The sequence below is a fragment of the Geobacter grbiciae genome (genome assembly GCF_018531165.1).
In the GTDB taxonomy this organism is placed as follows: domain Bacteria; phylum Desulfobacterota; class Desulfuromonadia; order Geobacterales; family Geobacteraceae; genus Geobacter; species Geobacter metallireducens.
Genome location: NZ_JAHDIW010000009.1, coordinates 35339 through 47857 on the forward strand (window position 1 = coordinate 35339; position 12519 = coordinate 47857).

Genomic DNA, 12519 nt, shown 5'->3' on the forward strand with positions numbered 1-12519 from the left:
TAAGCCATGAATCGGTCAATGGAAAGTCCGGAGTTGGGAAAATCATCCTTCTGTGACTGCGGCGGTGGCGCCGCCCGTATTCCTCTGGTATAGTGTGCCCCAAGTATACCGGGAAAAAGGAGAGGGACCATGGCGGATACGTTCGACGAACTTCTGGCAAAGGGGATCAGTCTCGCTGAGGCGGGCGACTACACGGGTGCCGCCGCGCAGTTCAGGGAGTGCGTGGAGCGCGAACCCGACAATGCCGAGGGGTACTTTTACCTTGGAGAAGCATTGAGCGAGGAGGGGAAGCTCCAGGACGCCCTCAAGGAATACGAGAAGGGGCTGAAGCTTGCTCCCGATGACCTCGACGCCCTCACCGCTGTGGGAGACATCAAGTTCGAGCTGGCGCAGTACAAGGAGGCCCTGGCGGCCTACCAGCGGGTGGTGGCGCTCGATCCTGACAACTCCGATGCCCATGTGAACATCGGCCTTGTTTACAATAGCCTGGAGCGGACCCAGGAGGCGATCAAGGCCTTCGAGAAGGCCCTTGAGATAGACCCGGCCAACGTCTTTGCCTACAACGGCCTTGGCGATGCCTGGTATGGCCTCGACGAGCACGAGAAAGCCATCGCCGCCTTCCAGAAGGGGATCGAACTGGACCCGGACGACGCCGCGGCCCACTTCAACCTGGGTGAGCTTTACTATGACCTGGGCGAGCACGATGAGGCCGAGCATGAGTGTCTGGAGGCCGTGCGGCTCGACCCCGCCTTCAGCATGTCGTATCTCACCCTTGGCAGCCTCTATATGGATAACGAGCGGGTCAAGGACGCCATCAGGTACCTGGAACTCTATCTCAGGCACGAGAAGTCTCCCCAGGCCAAGGAAACCGTTGCCGAGGTGCAGGCAGTGCTCGAAGGTCTCAGGGCGGAAGTGGGCTCGACTAATGGCTGAAGTGCGGTACCATTGTCTCTAACGAAGATTATTTCCCGGAAGGAGGGATGATCCATGTCCGAAGACAAGAACAACACGCTGATGGTTGGCTCGCTGATGCTCATTGCCGGTGGAATTCTCGGGGCCGGGGCCGCGCTGCTCTTTGCTCCCCAGTCAGGAAAGAAGACCCGCCGCGATATCAAGAAGATCGCACGCCGGGCGCGGAGCGAGGCCGAGGAGATGGTGGAGGACTTCACCGATAAGGTCACCGACGTGGTGGATAACCTGAACGACAAGACCCAGGATATCCTGGCCCGGGGCAAAGAGATTTCCCAAGACGTGAAAAAGGACCTGATCAAGGCCTTCGAGGAAGGGAAGGATCGACTGGAGAAGGAAAAGTCGCGGCTTGCCAGGATGCTGGGGTAGAGTTGCCGCGACAGGTCTGACGGGAAAGGCGGGGTGCTCACTCCGCCTTTCGTTTTTTGTGACGCTCTGACGAGGTGATTGCGGAGGGTGCCATGAAGGAGCACACATCCAACGGAGGGGAGGCACGGCTCAAGCGGATAGTTTCGGCGGACCGCGACGCCCTTCCCCCTGACGGCGGGCCCGGGTTCAACAGGCTCGTGTTCGCCTCGAGCCCCTATCTTCTCCAGCATGCCGACAATCCCGTGGCGTGGTACGAGTGGGGGGACGAGGCCTTTGCCCGCGCCCGGGCCGAGGACAAACCGGTCTTTCTCTCCATCGGCTACGCCACCTGCCACTGGTGCCATGTGATGGCCCACGAGTCCTTCGGGGACCATGAGGTGGCAGCGGTGCTGAACCGGGACTTCGTGGCCATCAAGGTGGACCGGGAGGAACGGCCCGACATCGACGACACCTACATGCGGGTGCCCCAGCTCATGAACGGCAGCGGCGGCTGGCCCCTCACCGTCTGCATGACCCCCGAACGGGAACCCTTCTTTGTCGCCACGTACATCCCCAAACATTCACGGGGAGGGATGCCGGGGCTCGTGGAAATCCTCAGTCGCATCGCCGAGGTCTGGAAAACGCGCCGGGAACTGGTGCGCCAGAACTGCACCGCCATCCTCGATAGCCTCCGGAACCTGTCCGTTGCGAAGCCCGGAAAGATATCCGGCGATGAGCCGTTCCGGGCTGCCCGGAGCCAGCTGGCCGGCATGTTCGACCCGGTCAATGCCGGTTTCGGTCAATCGCCTAAATTCCCCATGCCCCTCAACCTCTCGTTTCTCCTCCGCTATGGTCGGCGATTCGGCGATTCCGGGGCCACCGCCATGGCCGTGGCAACTCTGGAGGCGCTGCGCCGGGGCGGGATCTTTGATCAGCTCGGCTTCGGCCTTCACCGCTACAGCGTCGACAGCCGCTGGCTCGTCCCCCACTTCGAGAAGATGCTCTACGACCAGGCTCTGGTGGCCATGGCGGCAGTGGAGGCGTTCCAGGCCACGGGGCAGGAATCCTTGCGGGAGATGGCGGAGCAGCTCTGCGATTTTGCTCTTCGCGAGCTGGCTGCGCCGGAGGGGGGCTTCTATTCGGCCCTCGATGCGGACACGGAGGGAGAGGAGGGGCGGTACTACCTCTGGACCCCCGCCCAGATACGCTCTGTCCTTGGCGAAGCGGACGGCGATATGTTCTGCCGCCTGTTCGACGTGGCCGAAAAGGGGAATTTCGAGGGGGCGAACATTCTCAATCTGCCGGTCCCGCTCAACGAATTCGCGCAGCGGGAGGGAGTGCCTCCCGAAAATCTTGGGGAGAAGGTTGAAGGGTGGCGGTCACTGCTGCTGGCGGAGCGGGCGAAAAGGGAGCGCCCCTTCAGGGACGAAAAGATCGTGACCGCCTGGAACGGGCTCATGATCGCGGCCCTGGCGCGGTTCTTCCTTGCCGGGGGCGGGGAGCGGTTCCTCGTGGCGGCGGAGGCCGCGCTTGCTCGTATCCTTCGGGATCTGCGCCGGGCCGACGGACGGCTCCTCAGGAGCATCCACCGGGGGGAAGGGGAGGTGCCGGCCTTCCTTGAAGACCACGCTGCCATCATTCACGGGCTCCTGGCCCTCCACGACGCGACCCTGGATCCACGGTACCGGGAAGAGGCCTGCTCCCTGGCCCGTGACATGCTCCGGCTCTTTCCCGGCGAAGACGGGGGGCTCTACGATACGGGAAACGATGCCGAGACGGTCCTCATGCGGAGCCGGGAGGACTATGACGGCGTCATGCCGTCGGGGAACGGCCTGGCGGCAACCGAGCTCATCCGGCTCGGCAGAATGGCCGACGAGGAGCGCTTCGTCGAGGCGGGAGAGGAAATCATCCGTGCCTTCATGGCCGGAGCCGAGCGTCAGCCCGTCGCCCATCTCCAGACCCTCATGGCCCTTGACCTCCTCCGGGGGCCGCAGGTGGAGGTTGCCATAAGCGGCGGATCTCGTGGCGAGGTTCGGGGTATGCTCGCTGAGATCGGAAAAAGATTCATTCCGGGCCTTGTCCTGAGAGGGGAGCCGGACCAGGGTCGGCGGGCGACAGCCCAGGTCTGCGCTGCCGGTGCCTGCCACATCCCCGTCGAATCCCCTGCCGCACTGGGGGGGATTCTCGATCGGGTCCTGGACGAGGGCTATCCTTCACCTCAGCAAAAACCGTGACTCCTCCGCTCTGTTTGTGATAATAACCTCCCCTCGACGTCATACATCCAGGTGAACCAATGTCCGAAAAAAAGCAGATCGCCCGGGCCGCCGGTGTGTTGGGCCTTGCCACGATCCTGTCGCGCATCATGGGAATGGTGCGCGATATGGTGGTTTCGCGCCTCTTCGGGGCCGGCCTTGCCACCGACGCCTTCTTTGCCGCGTTCCAGATACCGAACATGCTCCGCCGTTTCTTTGCCGAGGGAGCCCTCACCTCCGCCTTTGTCCCCACGTTCTCCGAATGGCTCACCCAGAAGGGTGAGGAGGAGGCGCGGGAACTGGCCAACGCCTGTTTCACTCTCCTCACCATTGTCATGGCGGCGGTGACCCTGACCGGCATCATCCTCTCGCCGGCCATTGTCTCCCTCATGTTCCCCGGCTTCAGGGTGGAACCCGCCAAGTTCGAGCTGACCGTGTTCCTGAACCGGCTCATGTTCCCCTATATCTTCTTCGTGAGCCTCGTGGCCCTCTGCATGGGGATACTCAATACCGTCCGGCACTTTTTCACCCCGGCCATATCCACGGTCTTCCTCAATATCTCCATGATTCTCTGCGCGTGGCTTCTCCACGACCGCTTCCAGGTCCCCATCACGGCCCTGGCAATCGGCGTCATCATCGGGGGGTTTCTCCAGTTGGCGCTGCAGCTCCCGACCCTCTGGCGCAAGGGGTTCCCCATCCGCCCCCGCTTCAACCCGGGGCACCCGGCGGTGCGCAAGATCGCTCTTCTCATGGGGCCCTCGGTCTTCGGCGTCGGCGTCTACTACCTGAATATCACCGTCGGCAACATCCTTGCCTCCCTCCTTCCCCAGGGGAGCGTTTCCTATCTCTACTATGCCCAGCGTCTCTTCGAGTTCCCTCAAGGGATTTTTACCGTGTCCGTGGCCCAGGCAGTCCTTCCTTCCATGAGCCGCCAGGCAGCCGCGGGGGAGATTGACCAGCTCAAGGAGTCCCTCTCTTTTGGAGTACGGCTCACCCTCTTCGTCACCATTCCGGCCACCGCCGGGCTCATGGTCTGTGCGACCCCCATCTTCAGCCTCCTTTTCATGGGGGGGGAGTTCGATTACGCCAAGGCGTCAAGTTCGGCCGAGGCCCTTTGCTACTACTCCCTGGGGCTGTCTCTGGTGGCTCTGGTGCGGGTACTGGTTCCCGCCTTCTATGCCATGAAGGACACGAAGACGCCGGTAGCCATTGCCTTTGCCGCTTTTGTGCTCAATGTGGCCTTCAGCCTTCTCCTCATGGGGCCGTTGAAGCACGGAGGGCTCGCCCTCGCCTCATCCTTCTCCGCCCTGGGCAACATGGGACTTCTCCTCTGGTTCCTGCGGCGGAAGATCGGTCCCTTCGGCGGGCGGAGGATCGTCATCTCCGGTCTCAAGGCCTTCCTGGCCGCCATTCCCATGGCGCTTGTCGTCTTCTGGGGGATGAGGCTGACCGATTGGGCGGCACCGGGAGGGAAGATCGTCAAGGCTTGTGTGCTTCTGGGGTCGATTGGCGTGGGGGTGGCGATTTTTATGACGGTTGCACACGTGCTCCGGTGCGACGAGGCCCGTGAGGTGGTGAGCCAGGTCCGGAGGAGGTTGGGACGGTAATCGTTCCGTGTGCGGGGACGCTCTCCGGGGGGCGTGTCGCAAAGGCGGGATTACACGCAATTATGAACAGGGATAGTGTTGCCGCACAGCTGAAAAGGACTTGGCGGAGTGCTTCGGTTTACTAACGCGTCGAATTGTGGCCATAAAGGCGAAAGTATATATAAATCAAATGGTTATAGTGTGATTAAAAAGTGGGCAAGAAGCGAAAACCATTCGATACTGTATCCGTTTATACAATTGTCAACACCGTTGTTCACAGGTTATCCACAGAATGTGTGGAAAATCGGTTACAGCGTTGAAAAAACGTAACTAAGAGTTGCAGCAACCTTCTCATTCTCCCCCGCGTTCCATCCGTTTCGCTTCTTTCCAGAGAGCTTCCATCTCGGCCAGGGAGGCATCTTTCAGCGAGACGCCACGACCGTGGAGGGTTTCCTCGATGTGGCCGAAACGCCCCGTAAAGCGGGTGATGGTCTTGCGAAGCGCCTCCTCGGGGTCGATGGCAAGAAACCGCCCCAGATTCACGATGGCAAAGAGGAGATCCCCCAGTTCAGCCTCCATCCGTTCCTGGTCGCCGGCGAGCATGGTTTCCTCGAACTCGTGCAGTTCCTCCATGACTTTGGCAAAAACTTCATCCACGTGAGACCAGTCGAAGCCGACACGCGCGGCCTTCTCGGTTACCTTCTGAGCCTTCATGAGGGCCGGGAGGTGAGGGGGGACCCCTGACAGGGCTGACTTCCGCTCTTCTTTCTTTTCTTGCTGCTTGAGGCGCTCCCAGTTCTCCAACTGCTCCTGGCTGGTTTTTATGACCTGATCGCCGAAAACATGGGGGTGGCGGTTCACCAGTTTTTCAGCCAGCGTTTCAAGCACCTCCGCCATGGAGAACGCGCCACGCTCTTCAGCGACCACCGCGTGGAATACCGGTTGGAGGAGCAGATCGCCCAACTCCTCCCGGAGCATCGCCGCCGACCCCGCGTCAATCGCCTCAATCACCTCATAAGCCTCTTCCAAAAGATACCGTTTGAGGGACTCATGGGTCTGTTCCGCATCCCAGGGACATCCCCCTGGTCCCCTCAACCGGCGCATGATCTCCATAATTCTTTCAAATCCCGCACCCTCGTTTTTCATGGTGACTCTCTCCCGTCCGTGAAACGTAACGGGGCATCCGCCTGGATGCCCCGTTGATTGCTGAAATGTAAACCTCTTCTCTAAGCGCCCTTCAGGTATGATTCCAGAAATTCCCGCTTATAGTCTGTAAAACGTCCCTCTTCGATTGCACGGCGAATTTCCGCCATCATGTTCAGATAGAAGTGAACGTTGTGAATGCTTGCAAGGATAGCGGAGAGTACTTCATTGGCGTTGAAGAGATGATGGATGTATGCCCTGGTGAAGTTCCGGCAGGTGTAACAGGTGCAGTTCGGCTCGATGGGGTAGAAGTCGCGCCGGTATTTGCGGTTGGTGAGGCGAATCTTCCCCCGGTTTGTAAAGAGGGTGGCACTGCGTGCGTAACGGGTTGGGATAACACAGTCGAACATGTCCATCCCTCGCTCGACACTTTCGAGGATATCCTCGGGGAGTCCAACGCCCATGAGGTAGCGGGGCTTGTTTTCCGGCAGGTAGGGCGCTGTGTACTCCACCACTTTCTTTAGCAGATCCAGCCCCTCGCCGACGGAGACGCCGCCGATGGCGTAGCCGGGGAAATCCATCTGCACGAGTTCTTTGGCGCACATGGCGCGCAGATCCTCGAAGACGCTTCCCTGTACGATGCCGAACAGGGCCTGATCTTTCCGTGTCTGGGCCTTCTTGCACTGCTCTGCCCAGCGGAGGGTATTTCGGGTCGATTTAGCCGCGTACTTGCGGTCGCAGGGGTAGGGAATGCACTCGTCGAAAGCCATGATTATGTCGGCGCCCAGGTCTTCCTGGATGGCGATGGCTCTGGCCGGGTCGAGAAAGACCTCCTCGCCGGAAACCTCATGCTTGAAGTAGGCGCCTTCCTCGGTTATCCGCTTGTTGGGGAGCGAGAAGACCTGGAACCCGCCGGAGTCGGTCAGGATAGGTCCGTCCCAGGCCATGAAGCTGTGGAGTCCGCCGGCTTTCGCCACCAGTTCCTCGCCAGGACGGAGATGAAGGTGATAGGTGTTGGAGAGGATGATCTGGGCGCCGGTCTCCTTCACCTGTACCGGTGTCATTGCCTTCATGGCTGCGTGGGTGCCCACCGGCATGAAGATAGGAGTTTCGATAGTGCCGTGCGGCGTTACCAATGTCCCCCGCCGGGCAGCGGTCTTCCTGTCCTTTTTATTGAGGGTAAATTTCATGTTGCCTTTTCTGAATAATTGGATTACAAAGCCCGAAGATTAGTGGTTACTCAGTTGAGACCTGTTTTTATCTGCATGGTTGGCCAGCATTGTTAACAGAACAGACACTAAAAAGCAACCGCGCTTTGGCAAATGGCCAATGCCACGTTGTACCGTGAAATTCTCTGATTCGTTGCTGGGTTACGTACGAATAGATCATCCCGTCCCGGCCCTTTGAATGCAGATATCATGCTTTCTTCCCAGCAGCTCAGATCTCTGTAAGCCGTTCCAATCTCAGGCGGGAGAAGCATTCGCACCCCCCTTAGAGCTACTTTTTTATTGCTTTTTCCTAAAACAGCGTTTAGTATACAGTATACAGAAAAAAATTAATAATTATTAACATTGTTCTGATGGTTCTCAATGTTGTGATTCACTATAAATCCTTGCAGGGGGGAACTATGGACAATTGTAAGGAATGGCGGGCGCCTCCGCAACCGGTTCAAAGGTTTTCTCCGTAAGGCCGCTTGAGTCTTTCATTGAAGTTGAGATTTCAGGTGGCGATGTTTCGAATTCTAAACAACGAATACGCGCAAAGGGAAATCATTATGCAACTGTTCACAAGTACTGTTGGAAGAAAAGTTCTGATGGCGATCACCGGCCAGTTTCTGGTGCTGTTTATTATCGTCCATCTGCTTGGTAACTCCTCCATCTTCATTCCGGGCGGCATCAACGCATATGCCGAGCACCTCCACGCACTTCCCCCCCTGGTCTGGGGTTTTCGCCTTGTTATACTCTGTGTGGCGATCATCCATATTTTCTTCGGCGTCCAGTTGAGCCTTGAAAACCGTGCCGCCAACCCCGACACATACGCGGTCAAGAATCTCAAGGAGGCTACCCTGTCGAGCACAAGTATGCTCTACACAGGGCTTCTTCTGTTGGCATTCATTCTTTACCATCTCCTCCAATTCACTGTACGTGCTACTCCCGATATAAAGGTTGGAGTAGACGCTCTCGGTCGTGTCGATGTCTTTGGCATGGTGACCAACAGCTTCTCCCACGGCATCATCGCAGTTCTCTATATCGCCGCGATGGTGGTGCTGTTCCTTCATCTCTCCCACGGCATCCAGAGCTTCTTCCAGACGATGGGATGGAACAATCACAAATCTCGCCCGGTTTTCTCCACGATTGGTAAGGTCGCTGCGGTTGTGTTTCTCCTCGGCTATGCGTCCATTCCTTTTGTCATCGTTACCGGCATTCTGAAAGGTTAGGGGGTTCAAGTGATACTCGACGGAAAATGTCCGACTGGACCAATTGAGAAAACATGGGACAAGCACCGCTTCGACATGAAGCTGGTTAACCCCTCCAACAAGCGTAAGTACAAGATCCTTGTCGTTGGTACCGGCCTTGCCGGCGGCGCCGCTGCCGCGTCCCTCGGCGAGCTCGGCTACAATGTCGAGGCTTTCTGCTACCAGGATAGCCCCCGCCGCGCCCACTCCATCGCTGCCCAAGGGGGGATCAACGCCGCCAAGAACTACCCGAACGACGGTGACAGCATCTACCGTCTCTTCTACGACACCATCAAGGGGGGCGACTTCCGTGCCCGCGAGGCCGACGTCTGGCGTCTGGCCCAGGTTTCCAACAACATCATCGACCAGTGCGTGGCCCAAGGCGTTCCCTTTGCCCGTGACTACGCCGGCTATCTGGACAACCGCTCCTTCGGCGGCGCCCAGGTTTCCCGTACGTTCTACGCCCGGGGGCAAACGGGGCAGCAGCTCCTGCTCGGCGCCTACTCGGCCCTTGCCCGCCAGATCAAGGCAGGGACCGTCAAGATGTTCCCCCGCACCGAGATGCTTGACCTGATCGTTGTTGACGGTGAGGCAAAGGGGATCACGGTTCGTGACCTGGTGACCGGCGAGATTCGTAGCCACGTGGGTGACGCGGTTGTGCTCTGCACCGGCGGCTACGTGAACGTCTTCTACCTCTCCACCAACGCCATGGGGTGCAGCGTTACCGCCGCCTGGAAGGCCCACCGGAAAGGCGCCTTCTTTGCCAACCCCTGCTACACACAGATTCACCCGACCTGTATACCGCAGCATGGTGACAAGCAGTCCAAGCTGACTCTCATGTCAGAGTCGCTCCGTAACGACGGCCGTTGCTGGGCTCCCAAGAAGAAGGGCGACAAGCGCGCGCCGGGGGAGATTCCCGAGGAAGAGCGTGACTATTACCTCGAGCGGAAGTACCCGAGCTTCGGTAACCTGGCTCCCCGTGACATCGCCTCCCGCGCCGCTAAGGAGCAGTGCGACGACGATCGTGGCGTGGGTCCTGGCGGGCGTGGTGTCTACCTCGATTTCGCGGATTCAATCAAGCGCCTCGGTGAAGACACGATCCGCGAGCGGTACGGCAACCTCTTCGAGATGTACGAGAAGATAACCGACGAGAATGGCTACAAGGTGCCGATGCGTATCTACCCGGCTCCTCACTATTCCATGGGTGGTCTCTGGGTTGATTACAACTGTGAGAGCAACCTCCCGGGACTCTTCGTTCTGGGCGAGGCAAACTTCTCGGTTCACGGGGCGAACCGTCTTGGCGCCAGCGCCCTCATGCAGGGTCTTGCCGACGGTTACTTCGTCATTCCCTACACCATCGCCAACTATCTGGCCAAGACGGCTCCGGGCAAGGTCAAGGCCGATAGCCCCGAGTGCAAGAAGTCTGTTGACGATGTAAATAACAACTTGAAGAAGCTCATGTCGATCAACGGGAAGAAGACTGTCAGCGAATTCCACCGCGAGCTGGGCAGGATCATGTGGGAGAACGTCGGCATGGCCCGCAGCGAGCAGAGCTGCAAGGAAGCCCTCAAGAAGATCCCCGCACTTCGTGAAGAATTCTGGAAGAACGTCAAGGTCAGCGGTTCTGGCGCCCAGTTCAACCAGGATCTGGAGAACGCCGGTCGCGTAGCTGACTTCCTTGAATTCGGGGAGCTTCTGACCCGCGACGCCCTCTACCGTAACGAGTCCTGTGGTGGTCACTTCCGGGTTGAGCACCAGATGCCTGACGGCGAAGCAAAGCGCGACGACGAAAACTTCTGCCACGCTGCTGCATGGGAGTTCAAAGGGGCTAATGCAGAGCCTGAACTCCACATCGAACCTCTGAAGTTTGAAAACGTCCATCTGGCGATAAGGAGCTACAAATAATGAGCCACGATAATACCATGAATCTTACTCTCCATGTTTGGCGCCAGAATGGCCCAAAAGATCCGGGAAAGTTCGAGGTCTACGAGGCCAAGAATGTCAGCCCTGATCAGTCGTTCCTTGAGATGCTCGACGAGGTGAACGAAGATCTCATCAAGGCGGGCAAGGACCCCATCGCCTTTGACCACGACTGCCGTGAAGGTATTTGCGGCATGTGCTCGCAGGTCATCAATGGCGCTCCCCACGGCGGTCAGGACCGCACCACCGTCTGCCAGCTCCATATGCGGATGTTCAAAGATGGCGACACCATTTACATTGAGCCGTGGCGTGCCCGGGCATTCCCGATTGTGAAGGATCTGGTCGTCGACCGTGCTGCCCTTGATACGATCATCCAGGCTGGTGGCTACACCTCTGCCCATACCGGTGGCGTTGCCGACGGCAACGCTCTTCTGGTTCCCAAGGATATCGCTGACTACGCCATGGACGCTGCCGAGTGCATCGGTTGCGGGGCGTGCGTGGCAGGCTGCCCCAACGGTTCGGCCATGCTCTTTACCTCTGCCAAGGTTTCCCAACTGGCGGTCCTTCCCCAAGGCAAGGCCGAGGCGAAACGTCGCGTTCAGGAAATGACGGGCGCCCTTCAGGAGTGTGGCTTCGGCAACTGCACCAACCACTATGAGTGTCAGGCTGCCTGCCCGAAGGGTATCAATGTCAAATTCATCGCGACCTTGAATAGGGAATACCTGAAGTCCCTCTTCTAGCGATGCCCTGACTCATTATGAAGCCGTGCAATGGCACGGAGCGATGGGGCGGATTTAACGATCCGCCCCATTTTTTTTGATAGGGGAGTAAGTATGACCATTTCAGTTCTGCGGATAACGATCCGTCTGACCGAGGACATATCTGACCCGTATCTTTTGTTTCGCATTCGTGATGGGTTTCAGAGATCGTTCCGGCGGGTGGTGGGTTGCGCGGAGGAGGAATGTGTTCTGTGCAACCGCCGTAATGAGTGCCCGTATCGAATCGTCTTTGCCCAAGCCCTGAGTTCAGATCCGGCGACGGTCAAGAGACATCAGAAACCCCCTCTTCCCTTTGCATTCTCATTTCCGGTAATACCCAGTCAGCAGAATTCAGACACTCTGGTCGAGATCCGTCTTGCTCTCCTGGGAACGGCGACACGTTTCGTTACTGAGTTTGTGGATTCTCTTAAGCTTCTTTTCTCCAAACACGACCAGAGAGACGAATTGGCTGCTATCGTGGAGCGTGTCGAATCCCTGGGCTATCGCGGGGAGCCTTACCTTATTTATGCGGCAGATCACTCGGCCGGGTTTGCAGAATCCCTCACCCTTCTGACGTCCGAGGGGCTCTGTGACACGCGTTGGGTGGACGTTTCGGGCGACGTGCCCCTCCGACTGCTCACGCCACTGAAGATTATGCAGGATGGCAGACCGAGTCGGACCTTTTCTTTCCCTCTTTTTATGCGCACCCTCATACGACGAATTTCATCCCTTGCCTCCTACTACTGCGACGACGAGATTTTGGTGGACTTTAGGTGGTTGGCGTCCCTCTGTGAGACGGTTACCGTATCGGGCAGTTCGATTCAGTGGGTTGAATGGGATGGGGGCAAACAGCGGGGAAAACTCGCCGGCTTGACCGGAGAGGCGGTATTGAGCAGCGTGCCCGAGGAATTTATCCCGTTTTTGCTCTTAGGTGAGTTCCTTAATGTGGGTAAAGGTGCGGCGTTTGGCCTCGGTCGCTTCTCTGTTGGTGTTAATTGCCCGTAAAGCCTTGCAAATCAAGGAGTGTGTGTTACCACTTTACTGATATTGCAATGATATGATCTGCCGAAACTTGACCGAGAATCGAG

At 58.2% G+C, this 12519-nt stretch carries 10 protein-coding genes; 8 read left to right on the top strand and 2 right to left on the bottom strand.

The features are described 5' to 3' along the window. The first annotated feature begins 129 nt into the window (after window positions 1-129). The 4 genes from KJB29_RS11755 (at window position 130) to murJ (ending at window position 5176) form a co-directional block, all read left to right on the top strand. The gene (locus KJB29_RS11755) at window positions 130-933 is read left to right on the top strand and encodes a tetratricopeptide repeat protein (protein ID WP_215734745.1); all 804 of its coding nucleotides are present in this window, start codon (window positions 130-132) and stop codon (window positions 931-933) included. A gap of 54 nt (window positions 934-987) precedes the next feature. Then, entirely contained in the window at window positions 988-1338 is a 351-nt protein-coding gene (locus KJB29_RS11760) for a YtxH domain-containing protein (RefSeq protein WP_004512498.1), read from the top strand. 92 nt (window positions 1339-1430) lie between these two features. Further along, window positions 1431-3551 (top strand): thioredoxin domain-containing protein, encoded by a 2121-nt coding sequence (locus KJB29_RS11765; RefSeq protein ID WP_215734746.1) that lies wholly within the window; start codon window positions 1431-1433, stop codon window positions 3549-3551. Between the two features lie 59 nt (window positions 3552-3610). Beyond that, window positions 3611-5176 (top strand): murein biosynthesis integral membrane protein MurJ, encoded by a 1566-nt coding sequence (murJ, locus tag KJB29_RS11770; protein ID WP_215734747.1) that lies wholly within the window; start codon window positions 3611-3613, stop codon window positions 5174-5176. A gap of 330 nt (window positions 5177-5506) precedes the next feature. On the opposite strand, the gene mazG is transcribed toward murJ, so the two are convergent. Both mazG and tgt read right to left on the bottom strand, forming a co-directional pair. After that, window positions 5507-6301: a nucleoside triphosphate pyrophosphohydrolase gene (gene mazG / locus KJB29_RS11775; protein ID WP_215734748.1), complete on the bottom strand. Its 795-nt coding sequence runs from the start codon at window positions 6299-6301 to the stop codon at window positions 5507-5509. Between the two features lie 80 nt (window positions 6302-6381). Continuing rightward, window positions 6382-7488, bottom strand: a complete 1107-nt coding sequence (gene tgt / locus KJB29_RS11780) for a tRNA guanosine(34) transglycosylase Tgt (protein WP_215734749.1) — start codon at window positions 7486-7488, stop codon at window positions 6382-6384. 584 nt (window positions 7489-8072) lie between these two features. Between tgt and KJB29_RS11785 the strand changes: the two genes are divergently transcribed. From KJB29_RS11785 to cas6, 4 genes are all read left to right on the top strand, one after another. Further along, a complete protein-coding gene (locus tag KJB29_RS11785) occupies window positions 8073-8735 on the top strand; it encodes a succinate dehydrogenase cytochrome b subunit (protein WP_011366047.1) in 663 nt (220 codons plus the stop codon). 9 nt (window positions 8736-8744) lie between these two features. Beyond that, entirely contained in the window at window positions 8745-10658 is a 1914-nt protein-coding gene (locus KJB29_RS11790) for a fumarate reductase/succinate dehydrogenase flavoprotein subunit (RefSeq protein ID WP_215734750.1), read from the top strand. Next, window positions 10658-11413: a succinate dehydrogenase/fumarate reductase iron-sulfur subunit gene (locus tag KJB29_RS11795; protein WP_004512505.1), complete on the top strand. Its 756-nt coding sequence runs from the start codon at window positions 10658-10660 to the stop codon at window positions 11411-11413. Before KJB29_RS11790 ends, KJB29_RS11795 begins: the two co-directional genes overlap by 1 nt. Before the next feature lie 93 nt (window positions 11414-11506). Then, window positions 11507-12436, top strand: a complete 930-nt coding sequence (gene cas6 / locus KJB29_RS11800) for a CRISPR system precrRNA processing endoribonuclease RAMP protein Cas6 (protein WP_215734751.1) — start codon at window positions 11507-11509, stop codon at window positions 12434-12436. The last annotated feature ends 83 nt before the right edge of the window (window positions 12437-12519 follow it).

Coding starts and splice junctions, on each gene's coding strand:
- mazG (WP_215734748.1), bottom strand. CDS start 6,301: ATGAAAAACGAGGGTGCGGGATTTGAAAGAATTATGGAGATCATGCGC.
- KJB29_RS11755 (WP_215734745.1), top strand. CDS start 130: ATGGCGGATACGTTCGACGAACTTCTGGCAAAGGGGATCAGTCTCGCT.
- murJ (WP_215734747.1), top strand. CDS start 3,611: ATGTCCGAAAAAAAGCAGATCGCCCGGGCCGCCGGTGTGTTGGGCCTT.
- KJB29_RS11760 (WP_004512498.1), top strand. CDS start 988: ATGTCCGAAGACAAGAACAACACGCTGATGGTTGGCTCGCTGATGCTC.
- KJB29_RS11795 (WP_004512505.1), top strand. CDS start 10,658: ATGAGCCACGATAATACCATGAATCTTACTCTCCATGTTTGGCGCCAG.
- KJB29_RS11785 (WP_011366047.1), top strand. CDS start 8,073: ATGCAACTGTTCACAAGTACTGTTGGAAGAAAAGTTCTGATGGCGATC.
- cas6 (WP_215734751.1), top strand. CDS start 11,507: ATGACCATTTCAGTTCTGCGGATAACGATCCGTCTGACCGAGGACATA.
- KJB29_RS11765 (WP_215734746.1), top strand. CDS start 1,431: ATGAAGGAGCACACATCCAACGGAGGGGAGGCACGGCTCAAGCGGATA.
- tgt (WP_215734749.1), bottom strand. CDS start 7,488: ATGAAATTTACCCTCAATAAAAAGGACAGGAAGACCGCTGCCCGGCGG.